Here is a 20,376-nt window from a genome sequence, read left to right as displayed (position 1 = left end):
CTTACTCAGCCAGCTCGGGGCAGGCCGCGTCAAAAAACTCCCCATACCTTACGTATTTTTAATCAGTCGGTTATTGCGCTAAATCGCATAATAACCCCCTGCTTTGTAGGGGCAGCGTATACTGCGCCCGCGTCAATCGGGACGAATATAGGCGTCCCCAACGGGTACAGACTCAGCATGTACGGTTTATTATCCCGCAGTTAACACATTGATTACAATCCATCAGCGTCGATCGGGTTATCAATGCGGTGAAAAACCTGCTTGCAACTGCACATCTTGCCAGCCGATGCGCCATTGCTTAAGCTAGCGGCAATGAACAAAGTAAGAATCCCCATTGCGCTACAACAAGCGGTGATGCGCTGCCTGCGAGAAAAATTGCAGTTGGCCCGTCAGCACTTTTCCGTCGAGTTTCCGGAGCCTAAAGTCGTTTACCAACAGCGCGGCACCAGCGCGGGTACGGCCTGGCTACAGGCTTGGGAAATCAGGCTAAACCCCATATTGCTGATGGAAAACCAACAGGCGTTTATCGACGAAGTGGTGCCCCATGAACTGGCACACCTGTTGGTATTTCGCCAGTTTGGTCGCGTCCCTCCTCACGGCAATGAATGGCGTTGGATGATGGAAAGCGTCTTGCAGGTCCCTGCCAGCCGTACTCATCAATTTGAGATTGCCTCAGTACAGAGCAAAACCTTCCCCTACCTGTGCCGTTGCCAACAGCACCAGCTCACTGTACGTCGCCATAATCGGGTGCTGCGTGGAGAGAGCGAATACCGCTGCCGTCAGTGCGGCGAAAAGCTGAGATTTATCGCTAACGATCCGCTTTAACGAAACGATTTATACGTTAAAACAAGTAAATATCGCCATTTGCCACTGCCTTAAACTTCCGTTACCCTGCCTGCTTTTCCAATTTTGAGCTGTTTTGGAATATGCTTCGCAAAATTTTGTTTATGGTGGTTCTCACTGCCGGTGCCGCACAGGCCCACGGCATCAATAACTTTTCTCAGGCCAAAACGGCGGCGGCTAAAATTAACCAGGACGCGCCGGGCTCATTCTACTGCGGCTGCCGGATCGACTGGCAGGGCAAGAAAGGCATTCCCGATCTGAACAGTTGCGGCTATCAGGCGCGTAAAAATGCCCAGCGCGCGCAGCGTATCGAATGGGAACATGTGGTACCCGCCTGGCAATTCGGTCACCAATTACAGTGCTGGCAGCAAGGTGGCCGTAAAAACTGTAATAAGGATGCTGGCTACCGACAAATCGAGACCGACCTGCACAACCTGCAGCCCGCGATAGGTGAAGTGAATGGCGATCGTAACAACTTCATGTACAGCCAGTGGAAAGGAGGGGAAGGCCAATATGGCCAGTGTCCAATGAAAGTGGACTTCAAAAACAAACAGGCCGAACCGCCCGCCCGCGCCCGCGGTGCCATCGCTCGTACTTACTTTTATATGCGCGATCGCTATCAACTGCAGCTTTCACGCCAACAGACCCAGCTTTTTGACGTGTGGAACCGTCAATATCCGGTAAGCCAGTGGGAATGCCTGCGCGAGGCACGCATCGCTAAGGTGCAGGGCAATCATAATCCCTATATTCAACAGGCTTGCCAGCAACGAAACGGCTAACTCCGTTCGTACTTAAAGCTGCCGCGGTGTTGACTGCGTGAGCTTACGTGGCCCATCCGTGGGCCACGCCCCTAAAGGGGCCGCTGCAAACCGCGTTCAAATCTGCTCCCGGCAGATTTGTATCCCGAATCACTTACCTCAGTAAGCTCATCGGGATGCACTCACTTGCCGCCTTGCTGCAGCTTCAATTACTTTGGGTATATACTCTTTTTTTTTAAGCTGCAGCACTGATGACTGCACATTAGTCAGGATCGAATATTTCTATGCGTATACCCCGCATTTATCACCCGCAGTCGTTGAACGATCATGCGGAAGTCGCGTTGAGCGAAGACGCAGCCAACCACATCGGGCGTGTACTGCGTATGAGCGCTGGCCAAGCGCTGCAGCTCTTTGATGGCAGCAACCAGGTGTTTGACGCCGAGATCACCCAGGTCGATAAAAAAAACGTGCTGGTGCGACTCGGTGCCGGCCAACAGGAAGACCGTGAATCGCCGCTCAATCTGCATCTGGGCCAGGTGATTTCTCGCGGTGAGAAGATGGAATTCACCATTCAGAAATCCATCGAGCTTGGCGTCAATGTCATCACTCCGCTGTTTTCCGAGCGCTGCGGTGTGAAGCTGGATGGTGAACGCCTGGCGAAAAAAATTCAGCAATGGCAGAAGATCGCCATCGCCGCCTGCGAGCAGTGCGGCCGTAACCGTATTCCGGAAATTCGCGAAGCTATGAAACTGGAAGACTGGTGCGCCGAGCAAGATGGCAGCCTGAAACTTAACCTGCATCCGCGCGCCAGCCACAGTATCAATACGTTGCCGCTGCCGGTGGAACATGTCCGCCTGCTGATCGGGCCGGAAGGCGGTTTATCCGCCGACGAAATTGCGATGACCACAGGCCACGGATTTACTGATATCCTGCTGGGGCCACGCGTTCTGCGTACAGAAACCACAGCGCTCACCGCGATTACCGCTTTGCAGGTACGTTTCGGTGATCTGGGTTAAAGGAGAAAAGATGATTAAGCTCGGCATCGTGATGGACCCTATCGCCTCCATCAACATCAAGAAAGACACCAGCTTCGCCATGCTGCTCGAAGCGCAGCGTCGTGGCTGGGAACTGCACTACATGGAAATGGACGATCTCTATCTTCACGCCGGTGACGGCCGCGCCCGCACTCGCCTGCTGAGCGTAAAGGAAGATAAAGAGAGTTGGTTCAGCTTTGGCAGCGAGCAAGATCTGGCGCTGCAGGATCTGGACGTGATCCTGATGCGTAAAGACCCGCCTTTCGATACCGAATACATCTATGCGACCTACATTCTGGAACGCGCAGAGGTTAAAGGCACGCTGGTGGTCAACAAGCCGCAAAGCCTGCGCGACTGCAACGAAAAGCTGTTCACCGCCTGGTTCCCGGAACTGACGCCGGATACCTTGGTCAGCCGCAGCGCAGCGCACATCCGCAAATTCCATCAGCAGCATGGCGATATCATCCTCAAACCGCTGGATGGCATGGGTGGCGCGTCGATCTTCCGCGTAAAACAAGACGACCCTAACCTGTCGGTCATTATCGAAACCCTGACCGAACACGGTAGCCGTTTCTGCATGGCGCAAAACTTCCTGCCGGCCATCAAGGAAGGTGATAAACGCATTCTGGTGGTTGATGGGGAGCCGGTACCTTACTGCCTGGCGCGCATTCCCGCACAGGGCGAAACCCGTGGCAACCTGGCCGCAGGTGGCCGTGGTGAAGCTCGCCCGTTGAGCGAAAGCGACTGGAAAATCGCACGTGCGGTGGCGCCAACCCTGAAAGAAAAAGGGCTGATCTTTGTTGGCCTTGACGTGATCGGTGATCGCCTGACCGAAATCAACGTCACCAGCCCAACCTGTGCACGGGAAATCGAAGCCGCCTTCCCGGTGTCGATTACCGGCATGCTAATGGACGCGATAGAAAAACGTCTGGCGGCAAAATAATCGCAGTGCGGGCGTAACGTCGCCCGCCATTCTGGCTTCACGGGCCGGCTCGCTCGGCCCGCGTCAAGCAAGCTGCGGCTTGAAAGGCGATGGGTATGACCGCATACTGGCGGTTGTTTAACTTCTCACCAATCAATTACCTTAAATAACACCATGAATTTACAGCACCATTTTCTTATCGCTATGCCATCGCTTCAGGATCCCCGCTTCAAACGCTCGGTAATTTATGTCTGCGAGCACAATGAAGACGGCGCCATGGGCCTGGTGATCAATAAACCGATGGAACAGTTCACGGTGGGAACGGTGCTGAGCAAACTGAAGATCATGCCACAGGCGCGTGATCCGGCCATCAGCCTGGATAAACCCGTATTTGCCGGTGGCCCGCTGGCGGATGATCGCGGCTTTATCCTGCATACCCCCTGTGAGGGCTTCGGTTCAAGCATTCAGATCTCACCAGAAACCATGATCACCACGTCGAAAGACGTGCTGGAGACGCTGGGCACCGCAGACCAACCCGATGACGTGCTGGTAGCGCTCGGTTATGCCGGCTGGGAAAAGGGGCAGCTGGAACAGGAAGTGCTGGAAAACGCCTGGCTGACCATTGAAGCCGACGCCAACATTCTGTTCCATACGCCAATCGCCAACCGCTGGCGCGAGGCAGCTAACCGCCTCGGTATCGACATTTGTAGCATTGCCAACCACGCAGGACACGCTTGATGACCAACCGCACCATTATCGCCTTCGACTTCGGCACCAAAAGCATTGGAGCTGCCATCGGGCAGGAGCTCACCGGCAGCGCCCGTGCACTGGCGGCGTTCAAAGCCCAAGAGGGTAAGCCGGACTGGCAAAAGATCGAGAAACTGCTGAAAGAGTGGCAACCTGATCTGGTCGTCGTCGGCCTGCCGCTGAACATGGACGGCACGGAGCAGCTGGTCACAGAGCAAGCACGCAAGTTCGCCAACCGCTTGCATGGCCGCTTTGGCGTACAGATCGCGCTGCATGATGAACGCCTCAGTACTGTCGAAGCCCGTGCTAATCTGTTCGATCGCGGCGGCTTCCGCGCGCTGGACAAGGGCAGCGTGGACTCTGCTTCCGCCGTCGTGATCCTGGAAAGCTGGTTTGAGCGGCAATTGGGTTAATCGCCTCCTGAGACGAAAGCGTTCTCTTCCCCACTCAGTAATCCGGCGCTGATCCGCTGTTGCAAACCCTGTTCAAACGTCTGCATGCCAAACTGCCCACCCGTTTGCAGCACGTTGGCCAGTTGATGGGTTTTGCCTTCGCGGATCATGCTGCTGACTGCCGCAGTTACCGTTAACACTTCAAAAATAGCCACACGCCCGCCGCCCAGCCTGCTCAATAGCTTTTGGGCAATCACCGCCTGCAAACTGCCAGCCAACTGGGTACGCACATAAGGCTTTTCCTCCGCCGGGAAAACATCCACCAGCCGATCGATCGCCTGCGGCGCGCTGCGGGTATGTAAGGTTGCCAGTACCAGATGACCGGTCTCCGCGGCAGTCAGCGCCAGACGTATTGTGGCGGTATCACGCAATTCGCCCAGTAAAATCACATCAGGATCTTCACGCAGTGCGGCGCGCAATGCGTCGTCAAAACTGTGGCTATCGCGGCCCAATTCCCGCTGTTGGATTAAACACTTCTGGCTACAGTGGATAAACTCGATAGGATCCTCCACCGTGAGGATATGCCGCCGCTGGTGCTGATTAATGTTGTCAATCATCGCCGCAAGCGTGGTCGATTTGCCGCTGCCCGTCGCCCCCGTCACCAGAATCAAACCGTCCTCCCGCCGCAATAGCGCCGGGATAATGTCGGGTGCTGCGAGAGCTGCCAACGTTGGACAGCGATCGGCAATGAGCCGTAAGGCAATGGAAATGCCCTGACGTTGCAAAAAGAAATTGGCACGCAGCCGGATACCGCCCGACAGAGAAAGTGCCAGATCGAGCTGGCCCTGCTGTTGCAACTGCTGGCACTGCGCCGGTTGCAACAGCATGCTGCACAGCAAATGCATACTCGCCTCGGTGAGCATTTCCGCCCCTTCCAAGGGCTGCAGATCGCCATCAATGCGCAACATCGGTCGATGACCGGTACAAAGGTGCAGATCCGAAGCATTATGCTTTACACTAAGGGCCACGAATTCATCGATATCCATATCAATCTCCTGGGTCAATAATGAGCACTATCCAACAGAATCTGCAGGATGTCAGAAACCGCATTGCCGCGGCCGCTCAAGGCTGCGCTCGCGCTCCAGAAGAAGTGACGCTGCTTGCAGTGAGCAAAACCAAACCTGTGGCGGCGATCGCAGAAGCCATCGCGGCAGGCCAGCGCGCCTTTGGCGAGAACTATGTTCAGGAAGGCGTGGATAAGGTTCAACATTTCTCCGCACTGCCAGAAGGTGCAACGCTGGATTGGCACTTTATCGGCCCACTGCAATCCAACAAGAGTCGGCTGGTGGCAGAACACTTTGCCTGGTGCCACACCGTCGATCGGTTGCGTATCGCCCTGCGTTTGAGCGATCAACGCCCGGCTGACATGCCGCCGCTTAACGTGCTGATCCAAATAAATATCAGCGATGAACAGAGTAAATCTGGCATTGTACTGGCTGAATTGCCGGCACTGGCTGAGGCGGTTGCCGCCCTGCCGAATATCAAGCTGCGCGGGCTGATGGCCATCCCCGCTCCGCAAGAGGATTACCAGAGCCAGTTGGCGGTGTTCGGGCAAATGCGTGAGGCCTTTCTGGCCCTGCAACAGCAGTATCCCCAGGTGGACACGCTGTCGATGGGCATGACCGATGACATGGCGGCGGCGATTGCCGCTGGCAGCACCCTGGTGCGTATTGGCACCGCAATTTTTGGCGCCCGTGATTATTCACAGGCCTAATATGCCCCTTGGCTTTCACGTTGCCGTCCTACGGCCGGCTTGAAAGACGACGGGTATACACACAGATGAGGGGTTTTAATGCAACACCGTAAGATTACCTTTATTGGTGCCGGTAATATGGCACGCGCAATCATCGCCGGCCTGGTTGCCGGGGGTTACCCCGCTACATCCATCAGCGTCTGCGCACCCTCGGCCAAAAACCGTGATGCGTTGGCGGCAGACTACGGCATCATCAGCAGTGGCGATAACCTTGCCTGCGCACGCACTGCCGATGTCGTGGTGCTGGCGGTAAAACCGCAAATGATGGCGGACGTGTGTCAGCCCCTGCACGATCAGATCGATTTCAGCGGCAAACTGGTGTTGTCCATCGCTGCGGGTATTCAGGTCAGCCGTTTTTACCAGCTGCTGGGGGATAAACTTAACATCGTGCGCATCATGCCGAACACCCCATCATTGGTAGGCAAAGGCATGAGTGGCCTGTACGCGCCACAGCACGTTAGCCAGCAGGACCGCGACTACACCAGCGATTTGATGGCATCCGTCGGTAAGGTTTGTTGGGTGGATGACGAAAACGGCATCAATAGCGTCATCGCCGCAGCGGGCAGCGCACCGGCGTATTTCTTCCTGTTTATGGAAGCGATGCAACAGGAAGCCGAACGTATGGGCTTTGACAGCCAAACCGCCCGCAACCTGGTACAACAGGCCGCTTCTGGCGCCGCCGCACTGGTCGAAGCCAACCCGGATACGCCATTGTCGACTTTGCGTGAACAGGTCACCTCCAAAGGCGGCACCACCGCCGAGGCGTTACGGGTGTTCAACGAACAACAACTGCCGGCCACCGTGGCCAAAGCCATGCAAGCGGCAGTATCCCGCGCGCAGGAAATGGAAAAATCATTTTAAATAATCGAGAGTTAAGGAGAAGGGCTACTACATGCTAACGCTGACTTTTTTGGTCAAAACCGTTGTCGATCTTTACGTCATGGTACTGCTGCTGCGCATCTGGATGCAGTGGACACGCGCTGACTTTTACAACCCATTCGCACAGTTTGTCGTGAAGATCACCCAGCCGGTGGTTGGCCCACTGCGCCGTATCATCCCGTCACTTGGGCCAATCGACAGCGCCTCGCTGCTGTTGGCATTCTTGCTGATGACCATCAAGTACCCGCTGCTGTTGCTCATTCAAGGCGGCGCAATGTCACTCAGCCCATATAACCTGCTGTTTGGCCTTATCTCGCTGGTGAAGTCGGCCGGTTACCTGATCTTCTGGGTAATGATTATCCGTGCGCTGATGAGCTGGATCAGCCAGGGCCGCAGCCCAATCGATCAGTTGATGTATCAACTGACTGAGCCTTTAATGTCCCCTATCCGCCGTATTCTGCCGGCGATGGGCGGCATCGATTTCTCAGCGATGGTCGTGATCCTGATCTTGTATCTGATCAATTACCTGGGCATGGATGTGTTCGGCGAGATCTGGTTCCTGCTGTGAGTGCTGTTACTCCGGTGCTGGACGGGCTGGCTATCAGGCTATATATTCAGCCAAAAGCCAGCCGCGACCAGATTATCGGTTTGCATGGCGACGAACTTAAAGTCGCCATTACCGCCCCGCCGGTAGACGGCCAGGCCAACGCTCATTTGATCAAATTTCTTGCCAAGCAGTTCAAAGTGGCGAAAAGCAACGTCACCATCGAGAAAGGCGAACTGGGGCGGCATAAACAGTTACGCATCGTTAATCCGCAACAGATCCCCGCCGTGGTCGCGGCGCTATACACAAAGTAGCTGGATCAGCAGCAAGGCCGCTGCGGCTTCAGCTACGCAGAGCATCATCGAATCATTTTCAAGGTAGTCACTATGCAAAAAGTCGTTCTTGCCACCGGTAACCCGGGCAAAGTGCGTGAACTCGCCGACCTGCTGGCCGATTTCGGGCTGAATGTGGTCGCACAAACCGAGCTGGGCGTGGATTCCGCAGAGGAAACCGGCCTGACCTTCATCGAAAACGCGATCCTGAAAGCACGCCATGCCGCGCAAATCACCGGCCTGCCGGCGATTGCCGACGACTCGGGCCTGGCTGTCGACGCGCTGGGCGGTGCACCAGGCATCTATTCTGCGCGCTACGCGGGCGTTGACGCTTCTGACCAGCAAAACCTCGACAAACTCCTGGTTGCGCTGAAAGACGTGCCGCAGGGCAGTCGCGGTGCACAGTTCCACTGCGTACTGGTGTATATGCGCCATGCGGAAGATCCCACGCCGTTGGTATTCCACGGTAGCTGGGCCGGCGAGATCACCTTTGCCGCCGCAGGTGAAGGCGGCTTCGGTTACGATCCCATCTTCTATGTCCCGGAACTGGGCCGTACTGCAGCGGAGCTGAGCCGTGATGAGAAACGTGCAGTATCCCACCGTGGTAAAGCGCTGAAACTGATGCTGGAAGCAATGCGTAATGCTTAAGTTGCCCCCGCTGAGTTTGTACATTCATATCCCGTGGTGCGTGCAGAAATGCCCGTACTGCGACTTCAACTCGCATGCGTTGAAGGGTGAAGTACCGCATCAAGAATATGTCGATCATGTGTTGGCAGATCTGGATGCCGATCTGCCATTGGTTGCCGGCCGCGAAATCAGTACCATTTTTATCGGCGGCGGTACCCCTAGCCTGCTCAGTGCCGAAGCGATGCAATCCCTGCTGGACGGTGTCCGGGCACGTATTCACGTGGTTGAGGGTGCCGAGATCACCATGGAGGCGAACCCCGGTACCGTAGAGGCCGATCGCTTCAGCGGCTACCAGCGCGCCGGTGTGAACCGCATTTCTATCGGCGTGCAAAGCTTCAGCGCCGAGAAGTTAACCCGTCTGGGGCGGATTCACGGCCCGGAAGAGGCCAAACGCGCGGCACACCTGGCCACCGGTCTCGGGCTGCGCAGTTTTAACCTTGATTTGATGCACGGCCTGCCGGATCAGTCATTGGAAGAGGCGCTGGACGATTTGCGCCAGGCGATAGCCCTTAATCCGCCGCACCTGTCATGGTATCAACTGACCATCGAACCCAATACGCTGTTCAGCTCACGTCCACCGGTATTGCCGGACGACGACGCGTTGTGGGACATTTTCGAGCGCGGCCACGCGTTACTGAGCGCCGCCGGTTACCAGCAATATGAGACCTCGGCCTATGCCAAGCCAGGCTATCAGTGCCAACACAACCTCAACTATTGGCGCTTTGGCGACTATTTGGGGATTGGTTGTGGTGCACACGGCAAAGTGACCTTCAGCGACGGCCGTATTCTGCGCACCGCGAAGACCAAGCACCCGCGCGGTTTTATGCAGGGCAAGTATATGGACAAGCAGCATGAGGTGACGGCGGCCGATCGGCCGTTCGAATTCTTCATGAACCGTTTCCGCTTGCTGGAAGCCGCGCCGCGAGCCGAATTCGTCAACTACACCGGGCTGGATGAAAGCACCATCCGTGCGCCCCTGGATGAAGCATTGGCGAAAGGCTATCTGGAAGAAACGCCGGAGTATTGGCAAATCACCGAGAAAGGCAAACTGTTCCTTAACTCGCTGCTGGAGTTGTTCCTGGCAGATGAATAGAAAAAAGCGCTGAATATTCAGCGCTTTTTTTTGCTTCAGTTGGAAGACGTAAAACAGCAGGCGACCAGCGTGATGTCGTGTTACTTCAACGCCTTCAACAGGTCTTTACGCTGAGTTTCCAGACCAGTAACACGGTTACACACGTCACGGCCAAAGTTTTGGAAGTCCTGCTCTTGGTTGTTCCATTCATTCTGAATCGCTTTCTGTAGGCCACCCAGATTACCCATGATCGCCTGCAACGGGTTACCGCCACTGTTGGCAGCCTGTTTGACGCCCATCTCATTCAGGCTGTCTTGCAACACACCGCCCATGCTCTGCTGCACGAGATTACGACCATCCTGCTCAACCTGATCAATCGCCTTGTGGTGGAAGGTCAGGCCGTCGCTGCGGTGCTCGATGATACGGTTCATTTGCTGCTTGAGCTGCCCATTCAGGGTGGTCAGGCGGTTGCGCACGTTACTGTCGCTACCCAGCTCCTTCACAATGACCTTGTCCAGCGCCACTCGCGCTTTCTCCAGGTGTTGCTGCGCACCTTTATCGATCCACGGCAATTCTTTGCGCAGTGCGCTCTGATAGCTGAACGCCTTTTGGCGCTGGCTGTCATTTATGCTCAAGGCCTGGCCGTTGCGGGTAACATCACCATCAGGTGAAATCTGCAGATTGCCACTGGCGCCCGTCACCTGCACATTTTGCGGGCTGATAATCACGTCGTCCTGAGGTTTAACACTGCACTGATACTCGGCATGTGCCTGTGAAGCCGTCAACAGCAACAAGGCTAGCCCGGTTTTCTTTAACATATTTTCTCCTGACGCCCTTCCGTGATGGGCTAAAAAATCGAACGGCTAATCCGTTGAGACAACAGTTCCAGTACCGCAGTTCCCGCCAATGAGTTACCGGAGGCATCCAGCTCCGGTGACCAGACTGCGATCGACAGCTCATCGGGAACAATGGCGACAATGCCGCCGCCGACGCCAGATTTGCCCGGCATACCCACACGGTAAGCAAACTCCCCTGCGCCGTCGTACATACCGCTGGTCATCATCAGCGCATTAATCTGCCGCGCCTGCAATGGGCTGATCACTTCACGCCCCCGAAGATCGCGGCCATGATTGGCCAGATAAACAAAGCTGCGTGCCAGCTCTACGCAACTCATTCGCAGCGCACAGTAGTGAAAATACGTTTGCAGCACGGTGAGCACGTCGTTCTCGAAATTACCGAATGATTTCATCAGATAGGCTATTGCGGCATTGCGATCCGAGTGTTCAAACTCGGAACGTGCCACCCGCGCGTCATAGGCCAGATCATCTTCACCGGCCAGTTGGCGCACCACTTCCAACATGCGCTGTTTGGGGGCGCTGAGCCGGGTTTGCAGCATGTCGCACACCACCAGCGCACCGGGGTTAATAAACGGATTGCGCGGTTTACCCTGCTCCATCTCCAGCTGCAACAACGAGTTGAACGGCAGGCCGGAAGGCTCTTTGCCGACCCGCTGCCAGATTTCATGTTCCTGATAGCGCGCCAGTGCCAGCGTCAGGCTCAGTACCTTAGAAATAGACTGAATAGAGAAGCGCTCGGTGGCGTCACCCGCCTGGAACATTTCACCGTCGACAGTGCAAATGGCAATGGCCAAGCGATCAGCAGCCACTTCCGCCAACGCAGGAATGTAATCCGCCACTTTGCCCTGGCCAATCAGCGGGCGCACCTGTTGCAGAATGTCATCCAGCAACGCGTTATCCAATGTAGTTACCACCGCGGTCACACTCCGGGTCTCCCTTCATCTTTCAAGCCGCCGCGTTGTTGGCTGCGTTTCATCGCCCCGGTCACTTACCTGAGTAAGCTCCCGAGGACTCACAAACTTGCCGCCTAGCTGCAACTTGAAATATTTTGGGCATAAAACAAAGGCGCCGTTAAGGCACCTTAAAATCAATTAGCCTAGCGCGGCACCGGGCCGGGCCGATCGGGCGGGGAAAATCAGTCCCACCAGATATCGAACAGATCGCTGACCTTAACGTCGGACAGTTTACGCGCTTCCAGCCATTTTTTGACCAGTTCGCGCTGTTCGTCGGTGCAGTGACCAATAGTTTGCAGGCAGATCAAACCTTCCCATTGCAGGTAGCCGCTACCGTCAAACGCCATGCCGTTCGGCTCGATCACTTCATCAATGAAAGCGTCCAGCGTGCCGTCGATATCTTCAACCGAAGTGCCTTCGGCAAAACGCCATGCTACGGAGAAACCCAGCTCCTGAAACTCTTCAATGTGTAACTTTTTACGTAAACGACGACTGCGGTTCTTAGCCATTATTCTTTCCTCTCAAACATCAAATCCCAAACGCCATGTCCCAGACGCTGGCCACGTAATTCAAATTTTGTCAGTGGGCGTGAATCCGGACGCGGCACATAATCATTATCGCTGGAAAGATTACGGTAGCCTGAGATCCCGTTCATAACCTCTAACATATGTTCTGCATAAGGCTGCCAGTCGGTAGCCATGTGGAACACGCCGCCAACTTTCAGTTTACGACGCACCAATTCAACAAACGGCGTCTGTACGATCCGGCGCTTGTTATGGCGCGCTTTGTGCCACGGATCGGGGAAAAACAGCTGAACCATGTCCAGCGAACCGTCCGGGATCATATTCTCCAGCACCTCAACCGCGTCGTGACACATTACGCGCAGGTTGCTCAATTCCGCTTCGGTGGCGTCGGCCAAGCACGCGCCCACGCCCGGCGAATGCACTTCAATCCCCAAGAAGTTCTGCTGCGGGTTATTGCCCGCCATGGTCACCAGCGAGGCGCCCATACCAAAACCGATCTCCAGCACGGTTGGCGCATCGCGCCCGAACAGTGCTGCGATGTCGACAGGTTCAGCCTGATACTCCACGCCCATCACCGGCCAATAGTGGTCCAGCGCGTGCTGCTGGCCTTTGGTCAGCCGCCCCTGGCGGCGAACAAAACTGCGGATACGGCGCATAGCGCGGCCGTTCTCATCAAATTCCGGGGAGATGACGTCATTAATCATAGTGCTTTCTGTCTGTTTGGCTGCTAATTAGGGAAACGCGCATTATGCAAAGATACATTGGTTTAGCAAGTGTTCATCTTATGTACCTGCCGTGCGACGTCGGAAAGTTCCGGTTTACAGCATCATGACTCTATGCTGCAATCGCGCTTCATTTTCTGCCGGATATCGAATCTGCTTATGATGCAAGCACAACAGTTCGCACAGGTGGTGCTTGACTGGTACCAACGCTACGGCCGCAAAACCTTGCCGTGGCAGTTGGATAAAACCGCCTATCAAGTATGGCTCTCTGAGGTCATGTTGCAACAAACTCAGGTTGCCACCGTGATCCCTTACTTTCAGCGCTTTATCGCCCGTTTTCCCAACGTGCGTGCTCTGGCAGAGGCGCCGCTGGACGAAGTGCTGCATCTGTGGACCGGCCTGGGCTACTACGCCCGAGCGCGTAACCTGCACAAGGCTGCGCAGACTATTGTCGCACAGCACGGCGGCGAGTTCCCGACAACCTTTGAAGAAATCCACGCGCTGCCCGGAATCGGCCGTTCAACCGCTGGGGCAGTGCTGTCGTTGGCACTCGGCCAACATTACCCGATCCTCGACGGCAACGTGAAACGCGTGTTGGCACGCTGCTATGCGGTTGAAGGCTGGCCGGGCAAGAAGGACGTCGAAAACCGTCTGTGGCAGATCAGTGAAAATGTTACCCCAGCCCAAGGCGTCGGCCAGTTCAATCAGGCGATGATGGATCTGGGTGCGATGGTCTGCACCCGCTCCAAGCCCAAATGCGAGCTATGCCCGCTCAGCCTGGGCTGTATCGCCTATGCCAATCACAGCTGGGCGAAATACCCGGGTAAGAAACCCAAGCAGACTTTACCGGAAAAAACGGCCTACTTTTTATTGTTGCAGCAGGGCGAACAAGCCTGGTTGGAACAACGGCCGGCCGTTGGGCTGTGGGGAGGCCTATTCTGCTTCCCGCAGTTCAGCGAACGTGAAGAGATGGAACTCTGGCTGCAACAACGCGGTCTGAAAAACAATCGCCAGCAACAGTTGACCGCATTTCGCCATACTTTCAGTCATTTCCATCTCGATATTGTGCCGATATGGCTGGAAATGGACGACGCAGGCAGCAGCATGGATGAGGGTGCCGGTCTCTGGTATAACTTAGCGCAGCCGCCATCGGTCGGGCTGGCAGCGCCGGTTGACCGTCTGTTACAACAGCTGGCAAAACAGTCACCGCGCCAGCAGGATTAATACCCTAAAGACGTCGAAAGTATGACGGGTTTATTTGGCGATAGCGCCATTGATGAGGAATTAGCATGAGCAGAACCATTTTTTGTACCTTCCTGCAGCGTGATGCCGAAGGGCAGGACTTCCAGCTTTATCCTGGGGACGTCGGCAAACGTATCTATAACGAGATCTCGAAAGAAGCCTGGGCAGAATGGATGAAAAAACAAACCATGCTGATCAACGAGAAGAAGCTGAACATGATGAACGTGGATGATCGCAAACTGCTGGAAGCGGAAATGATCAAGTTCCTGTTCGAAGGGCATGACGTGCACATCGAAGGCTATACGCCGCCAAGCGAATAACGCTGTTGGGGCCAGGCGCTGGCCCTCTTCAATACCTTAAATTCTTCTCGTATACGGCTTTTATTTTAGATGAAGAAAATTTTAGCTTTGCTAGTGATAGCGCCTTTGCTGATTTCTTGTTCCAGCAAAAAAAGTGAAGACGTCAACGAAGCCTGGGTCAAAGACACCAATGGCTTTGAGATCCTGATGGGGCAGTTCGCCCACAACATTGAGAATATCTGGGGTCTGAACGAAGTTCTGATCGCCGGGCCAAAAGATTACGTTAAATATACCGACCAGTATCAAACCCGTAGCCACATTAACTTTGATTCTGGTGCCATCACCATTGAAACCATTGCCACCACCGATCCTGCTGCACACCTGCGTCAGGCGATTATCAGCACCTTGCTGATGGGTGACGATCCGGGTTCTATCGATCTCTATTCCGACGTCAACGATATCCAGATCAGTAAAGAGCCGTTCCTGTACGGCCAGGTGCTGGATAACAAAGGCGCGCCGATCCGTTGGGAATGGCGTGCGGCGCACTTTGCTGACTACCTGTTGCAGACCAAACTGCAAAAACGCACCTCCGGCCTGCACGTGATTTACTCAATCACCATCCAGTTGGTACCAAACCACCTGGACAAACGTGCGCATAAATACCTGCCAATGGTCCGTAAAGCGTCGGAAAAATACGGTGTTGAAGAATCACTGATCCTGGCCATCATGCAGACAGAATCAAGCTTTAACCCGTATGCGGTAAGCGGTTCGGATGCACTCGGCCTGATGCAGGTGGTACAACACACCGCCGGTAAAGACGTGTTCCAGATGCGCGGGAAATGGGGTACGCCAAGCCGCAGCTACCTGTTCGATCCAGAGAACAACATCGACACCGGTACTGCCTATTTGGCCATTTTGCAGAACAACTATTTGGGCGGTATCCAGAACCCGACCTCACGCCGCTATGCCGTTATCACCGCCTATAACGGTGGCGCAGGCAGCGTATTGCGGGTGTTCTCCAGCGACAGGACGCGCGCGGTGGGTATCATCAATGGCATGCAGCCGGGCGACGTCTACCAGACGTTGACGACCAAGCATCCAGCCGGTGAATCACGCCGCTACCTGGTAAAAGTGAACAACGCGCAGAAGAGCTATCGACGCCGTTAATCACCTTGGTCAGGGCGGCCTGTCGCGCCGTCCTGACCAACCACATCACTCTGCAATGCTATAGCCATTGCGACCAAGCGCCTTGGCACGGTATAACGCCATATCGGCTGCCGCCAGCAGTTGCTCACGGCTTTGTCCCGGTTGCCATTGCGCAACCCCCTGGCTTACCGTCACCCATTGCGCCACCTCAGAATCTGCATGCGGCAACGCCAACCCCGCGAGCAGCGCCGCGATTCGTTGTGCTACGTGTTCAGCCTCACAGGCATCGGATTTCGGCAGCAGGATAATAAACTCTTCACCACCATAGCGGGCCACCAGATCCTGCGAACGCCGGGTCGCGCTCTCCAGACAGGCGGCTAGCCTGATCAGACACTCATCCCCCTGCTGATGGCCATAATGGTCGTTGTATTTTTTGAAAAAATCGACGTCCAGCAGGATCAGGGCAAAGGGCGACTGCAGCGTCGACTCCCGCAATAACACAGCGTCAAAGTAGTGATCAAAGTAACGCCGGTTGGCGATACCGGTAAGTGGATCGCGGTGCGCCAGCTTGCTCAGGCGTTCAATCAGTCGTTTGTTTTCTTGCTCGCGCTCTATCGCCAACTGGAACCACTGCTTCAACCGCCGCTGCGCCGAGTAAATCAGAAACAGCATCAGCGCATATGAAATCATGTTCGCCAGCGAAAAGGCGCTGCGGATAAAAATATTCTCGGCAATAGCGACCAGCAGCACCGGCATGCTGAACAAGAAAAACAGTTTTGGCGACAGGTAAAACGCGACCAATGAAGAAAACAGCAGGCCTATCGTCAGCGGGTAGACCAGGTAAATGAGATCGTTGACGATAAGGTGGTGAAAAATGGCACACCAGCACAAAGCCAGCAGCGAGATAGAAACGACGGCGCCACGCCACGCGGCACTTTCCCCTCTTGGGGCTAACTGACGTAAAACAACATAGGACAGAGCCGACACCGGGATCACGGCGCTTATCGCCGGCATTTCGCCTATCAACTGCGCGAAAGAGTGGGCAGCAAAGGCCTGACCCCGTTGGAAAAACAAATAGACAGAGAACAGGGCGTTAACCAATAAGAACCAGTTAAAATTACGTAGCGTCGAGCGCCTTTTCTCTCCGTCTACCCACTCCAGATAACCCTCTTCTTTCATCTTCTTATTCTTATTCTTGATATCTATGGTTTTACCTAAAAGGTAGCGGTGGGTTTCAGCTTTGTCATCCCGTGAACCGATAATGTAAAAGCGGCCCGTTATGGGCCGCCTGTCGCTATTGCTTGATCATATAGCCGAAGATGCGTTTCCAGCCGTGATCTTTTTTCTCGATATACACGCCCTGCAACTCCGGCGAGAAACCCGGCAGCCGGTTAATCCCGTCTTCCAATGCCAGGAAGTAACGCTGCACCGCCCCGCCCCAGACTTCTCCAGGCACCACGCACAATACGCCCGGTGGGTAAGGCAATGCGCCTTCCGCCGCAATGCGCCCTTCCGCCTGGCCGATAGGCACCAGTTCCACGTTGTCGCGAATAAATTCCACATTTGCGTCTTGTGGGTTCATCATCACCTGTGGGAAATGACGCTGACGGAACATCTCTTTTTGCAGCTGCTTGACATCAAAGCTGACGTACAAATCGTGCATTTCCTGACACAGTTGGCGCAAGGTATAACCGCGATAGCGCTGTTCATTCTTGCGATATACCGTTGGCAGGACCACGCTTAACGGCGCATCTTCTGCCACATAGCGTTCGAACTGCACCAACATGTCCACCAACTGTTCCATCTTGGCCGGGTTTTCCGCCGGAGTCAGCAGGAACAAGATTGAATTAAGATCGCATTTTTCAGGAACAATGCCGTTCTCGCGCAAGAAGTTGGCCAGAATAGTCGCCGGCACGCCAAACTCGGTGTACTGGCCGGTGGCCGCGTCAATGCCCGGCGTGGTCAACAGCAGTTTGCACGGGTCCACCAAATACTGATCCTGAGCATAGCCTTCAAAACCGTGCCATTTCTCACCCGGTACAAAGTTGAAGAAACGCGCGTCGTTGGCGATCAGATCGGTGTCGTAATCTTGCCAATTCTTACCCGCCACCTGCAGCGGAATAAAGGGTTTAAGCTGCGAGCAGCGCTCCAACAGTTGCTTGCGCGTCTCAATGCCCAGTTTAACGCAGTCCATCCACATGCGCCGACCGGCTGCCCCGGCATGCATCTTGGCATTCACATCCAGCGCGGCGAACAGCGGGTAAAACGGGCTGGTCGAAGCGTGCAGCATGAAAGCATTATTGAGATGCTTGTGATTACAGTGGCGCTTCTGCCCCTTGATGTGATCGTCTTTCTTGTGGATCTGCGAAGTCTGTGAGAAGCCTGCCTGCTGCTTATGCACCGATTGAGTGACAAAGATGCCCGGATCCAGCTCATCGAGCTCCAACAACAACGGGGAGCACTCTTTCAGCATCGGGATAAAGCCTTCGTAACCTACCCAGGCAGAGTCAAACAGGATGTAGTCACACAGATGGCCGATAGTGTCGATCACCTGACGTGCGTTATAGATGGTGCCGTCATAGGTACCAAGCTGAATGATTGCCAGCCGGAACGGACGTGCTGCATTGGCCTTTTCTGGCGCAACGTCACGAATTTGCTCGCGCAGGTAGTGTTCATCAAAGCAGCGTGAATCAATACCGCCAATGAAACCAAACGGGTTGCGCGCCGTTTCCAGATACACCGGTGTCGCACCGGCTTGAATCAAGGCGCCATGGTGATTGGACTTATGGTTGTTGCGGTCGAACAGTACCAGGTCGCCACGCGTCAGCAGTGCATTGGTCACGACTTTGTTGGCCGCAGAAGTCCCATTGAGCACAAAGTAGGTTTTATCGGCGTTGAATACCCGCGCAGCATGCTTTTGCGCATCCTTGGCCGACCCTTCGTGGATCAAAAGATCGCCCAACTTCACATCAGCATTGCACATGTCAGAACGGAAAAGCGTTTCACCGTAGAACTCGAAAAACTTTCGACCGGCCGGGTGTTTGCGGAAAAACTCCCCACCTTGGTGCCCAGGGCAAGCAAAGGTCGAGTTCTCCATTTCCACATAGGTTTTCAATGTCTTGAAAAACGGCGGCAACAACGCTTGCTCATAGGCATCCGCAGCAGCCTCCAATTGCGCCATATAGAACGCCTTACTGGCGCCGTCCAGTGCAAACACGCCGCTGATAAAAGGCAGGTAGTCCGGTGAAAGATGTTCATCCGCGGCAACCGCCACAAAGGTCGGGATCTCGAACCCGGTCGCTTTAAGTTGCGTCAGGATACCGGTGTTGACGTCATCAACCGACACCACTAATGCAGCAACATCGGTGTAGTCCGTTTGCTCTACGCGGACGATCTGACGCAGCGTTTCAATGGTAGCGACCAGGCTGGCGCTGGTGGCGATTTTCAATTCTTTCATCATGCTAACTCTCAAACGGTTAAGGATGAGGGTGTGCCACAGGGCACAGTAATGAGATAACAAAGGTTATCCCGGCAAAGTGATGTCCGGGGTTGCAGCATAGAGCGCAATTGTGACCGGCTGACTCTCCTGAGGTTATCAGGTAGCTATCCAAAATAATGGGTATTGCATCCAGGCGGCAAGTGAACCAACCTCGATAAGCTGACATCCGTCAGTGTCTCGGGCGTGTGAGTGTGGCCAACACAGATGCAACTTCAAGTATGAAGGATATATCGGGGGCTGGTATCGGCAGCGACCAATAGACATCAGTAAAACCAGAACCGCAGTTCTATTTTTAATAATGCCTAACAGCGAGCATCAGATAGCCTTACCGCATGGCAGGCAGAGTATTACTGGCCGAGCGCGTTCGGGAAAAGTAACGGCAGAGTGATGGCATCATCAGATGTCTGGTGCGCAACTGCACTTGAGCAACAAAACCAGTCATGCCTGTAATCCTCTGACATATGATGAGGGGGAATCACCCTAGGGTGAATGTGCGCAATGATTGCACGTTTTTTTTGACGGTTCAAGCCGGTTAATAGCCGCTAAAAGTGCATAATTATTTAATTCTTGCCATGTTGGTAATACCACATGGCAAGACTGACAGGATGAGAACACGTTAAACGCGTAATCCACTTGCAGTTCGACCACATGGTTTCTCGACCGCATAGGTCTGCCGCACGGCGCGAACTTAGGCTGATTGTGCTGGCGTTGAAAGCTTCAGGAAGGTCTGCCAGAAAGCTTTAGCGAAAGATTATTCGGCACAGGCTGCGAAGGTGCCCGTCGTGAATAAACCCGCGTTTCGCCACGTTCAATCTTCTGGCCCCGGCACTTCCCCCTTCAGGTAAGAAAGTCAACGATTGTCGCGTTTGAGCCGGTATTGAAGTAACCGCAAGGCTTACCATAAGGGCTGAAGTGTTAACTAAATCGTAGCGATTGCAGAGAAGCCAGGGGGACTTGCTTGAAAATAGAGCAACCGGTCGGCTTTGTGATAGAAAGCGATTGACGGCATCCGGTCAATACGGTTTAATGCGCCCCGTTGCCCGGATAGCTCAGTCGGTAGAGCAGGGGATTGAAAATCCCCGTGTCCTTGGTTCGATTCCGAGTCCGGGCA

Annotated in this window: 21 protein-coding genes, 1 tRNA gene and 1 pseudogene; 16 read left to right on the top strand and 7 right to left on the bottom strand. The window is 54.7% G+C overall.

Features of this window, described 5'->3' with window-relative positions; translation table 11 throughout:
• Positions 1–312: 312 nt before the first annotated feature.
• The 6 genes from AC2FCQ_RS22300 to ruvX all read left to right on the top strand — a co-directional run bounded on the left by AC2FCQ_RS22300 (position 313) and on the right by ruvX (position 4,717).
• Positions 313–825: a SprT family zinc-dependent metalloprotease gene (locus AC2FCQ_RS22300; protein WP_490309121.1), complete on the top strand. Its 513-nt coding sequence runs from the start codon at positions 313–315 to the stop codon at positions 823–825.
• A 101-nt stretch (positions 826–926) separates the two neighbouring features.
• Positions 927–1,622 (top strand): deoxyribonuclease I, encoded by a 696-nt coding sequence (endA, locus tag AC2FCQ_RS22295; RefSeq protein WP_209637501.1) that lies wholly within the window; start codon positions 927–929, stop codon positions 1,620–1,622.
• Between the two features lie 263 nt (positions 1,623–1,885).
• Positions 1,886–2,617, top strand: a complete 732-nt coding sequence (gene rsmE, locus AC2FCQ_RS22290) for a 16S rRNA (uracil(1498)-N(3))-methyltransferase (RefSeq protein WP_209637499.1) — start codon at positions 1,886–1,888, stop codon at positions 2,615–2,617.
• A gap of 10 nt (positions 2,618–2,627) precedes the next feature.
• Positions 2,628–3,578 (top strand): glutathione synthase, encoded by a 951-nt coding sequence (gene gshB, locus AC2FCQ_RS22285; RefSeq protein WP_265556836.1) that lies wholly within the window; start codon positions 2,628–2,630, stop codon positions 3,576–3,578.
• Between the two features lie 153 nt (positions 3,579–3,731).
• Positions 3,732–4,295: a YqgE/AlgH family protein gene (locus AC2FCQ_RS22280; protein ID WP_209637495.1), complete on the top strand. Its 564-nt coding sequence runs from the start codon at positions 3,732–3,734 to the stop codon at positions 4,293–4,295.
• Entirely contained in the window at positions 4,295–4,717 is a 423-nt protein-coding gene (gene ruvX, locus AC2FCQ_RS22275) for a Holliday junction resolvase RuvX (protein WP_037416753.1), read from the top strand. The genes AC2FCQ_RS22280 and ruvX overlap by 1 nt, the downstream gene beginning before the upstream one ends.
• On the opposite strand, the gene AC2FCQ_RS22270 is transcribed toward ruvX, so the two are convergent.
• Positions 4,714–5,742 carry a type IV pilus twitching motility protein PilT gene (locus AC2FCQ_RS22270; protein ID WP_209637493.1) on the bottom strand — a complete coding sequence of 343 codons (1,029 nt, stop codon included), beginning with the start codon at positions 5,740–5,742 and terminating at the stop codon, positions 4,714–4,716. The two genes, ruvX and AC2FCQ_RS22270, sit on opposite strands and share 4 nt — an antisense overlap.
• Before the next feature lie 20 nt (positions 5,743–5,762).
• On the opposite strand from AC2FCQ_RS22270, the gene AC2FCQ_RS22265 reads away from it, so the two are divergent.
• From AC2FCQ_RS22265 to hemW, 6 genes are all read left to right on the top strand, one after another.
• A complete protein-coding gene (locus AC2FCQ_RS22265; protein WP_209637491.1) occupies positions 5,763–6,470 on the top strand; it encodes a YggS family pyridoxal phosphate-dependent enzyme in 708 nt (235 codons plus the stop codon).
• A 78-nt stretch (positions 6,471–6,548) separates the two neighbouring features.
• Positions 6,549–7,370 (top strand): pyrroline-5-carboxylate reductase, encoded by an 822-nt coding sequence (gene proC / locus AC2FCQ_RS22260; RefSeq protein WP_209637489.1) that lies wholly within the window; start codon positions 6,549–6,551, stop codon positions 7,368–7,370.
• A gap of 31 nt (positions 7,371–7,401) precedes the next feature.
• Positions 7,402–7,956 carry a YggT family protein gene (locus AC2FCQ_RS22255; protein WP_209637487.1) on the top strand — a complete coding sequence of 185 codons (555 nt, stop codon included), beginning with the start codon at positions 7,402–7,404 and terminating at the stop codon, positions 7,954–7,956.
• On the top strand, positions 7,953–8,246 hold the full coding sequence (gene yggU / locus AC2FCQ_RS22250; protein WP_265556841.1) for a DUF167 family protein YggU: 294 nt from the start codon (positions 7,953–7,955) through the stop codon (positions 8,244–8,246). The genes AC2FCQ_RS22255 and yggU overlap by 4 nt, the downstream gene beginning before the upstream one ends.
• A 72-nt stretch (positions 8,247–8,318) precedes the next feature.
• Positions 8,319–8,912, top strand: a complete 594-nt coding sequence (locus AC2FCQ_RS22245; RefSeq protein WP_209637482.1) for an XTP/dITP diphosphatase — start codon at positions 8,319–8,321, stop codon at positions 8,910–8,912.
• Positions 8,905–10,044, top strand: coding sequence for a radical SAM family heme chaperone HemW (gene hemW / locus AC2FCQ_RS22240; RefSeq protein WP_209637480.1), 1,140 nt, complete (start codon positions 8,905–8,907; stop codon positions 10,042–10,044). The genes AC2FCQ_RS22245 and hemW overlap by 8 nt, the downstream gene beginning before the upstream one ends.
• An 80-nt stretch (positions 10,045–10,124) precedes the next feature.
• On the opposite strand, the gene AC2FCQ_RS22235 is transcribed toward hemW, so the two are convergent.
• From AC2FCQ_RS22235 to trmB, 4 genes are all read right to left on the bottom strand, one after another.
• Positions 10,125–10,841: a YggN family protein gene (locus AC2FCQ_RS22235; RefSeq protein WP_209637477.1), complete on the bottom strand. Its 717-nt coding sequence runs from the start codon at positions 10,839–10,841 to the stop codon at positions 10,125–10,127.
• A 29-nt stretch (positions 10,842–10,870) separates the two neighbouring features.
• The gene (gene glsB, locus AC2FCQ_RS22230) at positions 10,871–11,794 is read right to left on the bottom strand and encodes a glutaminase B (protein WP_490309126.1); all 924 of its coding nucleotides are present in this window, start codon (positions 11,792–11,794) and stop codon (positions 10,871–10,873) included.
• 221 nt (positions 11,795–12,015) lie between these two features.
• Positions 12,016–12,342 carry a YggL family protein gene (locus AC2FCQ_RS22225; RefSeq protein ID WP_135318011.1) on the bottom strand — a complete coding sequence of 109 codons (327 nt, stop codon included), beginning with the start codon at positions 12,340–12,342 and terminating at the stop codon, positions 12,016–12,018.
• The gene (gene trmB / locus AC2FCQ_RS22220) at positions 12,342–13,061 is read right to left on the bottom strand and encodes a tRNA (guanosine(46)-N7)-methyltransferase TrmB (RefSeq protein WP_209637475.1); all 720 of its coding nucleotides are present in this window, start codon (positions 13,059–13,061) and stop codon (positions 12,342–12,344) included. Before trmB ends, AC2FCQ_RS22225 begins: the two co-directional genes overlap by 1 nt.
• Before the next feature lie 132 nt (positions 13,062–13,193).
• Between trmB and mutY the strand changes: the two are divergent.
• The 3 genes and pseudogenes from mutY to mltC all read left to right on the top strand — a co-directional run bounded on the left by mutY (position 13,194) and on the right by mltC (position 15,787).
• A pseudogene (mutY, locus tag AC2FCQ_RS22215) lies at positions 13,194–14,372 on the top strand (A/G-specific adenine glycosylase).
• Positions 14,369–14,641, top strand: a complete 273-nt coding sequence (locus AC2FCQ_RS22210; protein WP_061807913.1) for an oxidative damage protection protein — start codon at positions 14,369–14,371, stop codon at positions 14,639–14,641. The pseudogene mutY and the gene AC2FCQ_RS22210 overlap by 4 nt, the downstream one beginning before the upstream one ends.
• A gap of 69 nt (positions 14,642–14,710) precedes the next feature.
• Positions 14,711–15,787 carry a membrane-bound lytic murein transglycosylase MltC gene (gene mltC, locus AC2FCQ_RS22205; RefSeq protein ID WP_209637472.1) on the top strand — a complete coding sequence of 359 codons (1,077 nt, stop codon included), beginning with the start codon at positions 14,711–14,713 and terminating at the stop codon, positions 15,785–15,787.
• Positions 15,788–15,832: 45 nt separating this feature from the next.
• On the opposite strand, the gene AC2FCQ_RS22200 is transcribed toward mltC, so the two are convergent.
• On the bottom strand, positions 15,833–16,945 hold the full coding sequence (locus tag AC2FCQ_RS22200) for a GGDEF domain-containing protein (RefSeq protein ID WP_490309120.1): 1,113 nt from the start codon (positions 16,943–16,945) through the stop codon (positions 15,833–15,835).
• A gap of 115 nt (positions 16,946–17,060) precedes the next feature.
• Entirely contained in the window at positions 17,061–19,223 is a 2,163-nt protein-coding gene (speF, locus tag AC2FCQ_RS22195) for an ornithine decarboxylase SpeF (protein ID WP_209637641.1), read from the bottom strand.
• 1,080 nt (positions 19,224–20,303) lie between these two features.
• Here speF and AC2FCQ_RS22190 point away from each other — a divergent pair.
• Positions 20,304–20,376 (top strand) — tRNA-Phe (locus tag AC2FCQ_RS22190).

This window comes from Serratia sp. CoH_134_PS_4 (genome assembly GCF_058190535.1).
Note: the sequence above shows the minus strand (reverse complement) of the source record. Positions and strands in the feature narration are given on the sequence as shown.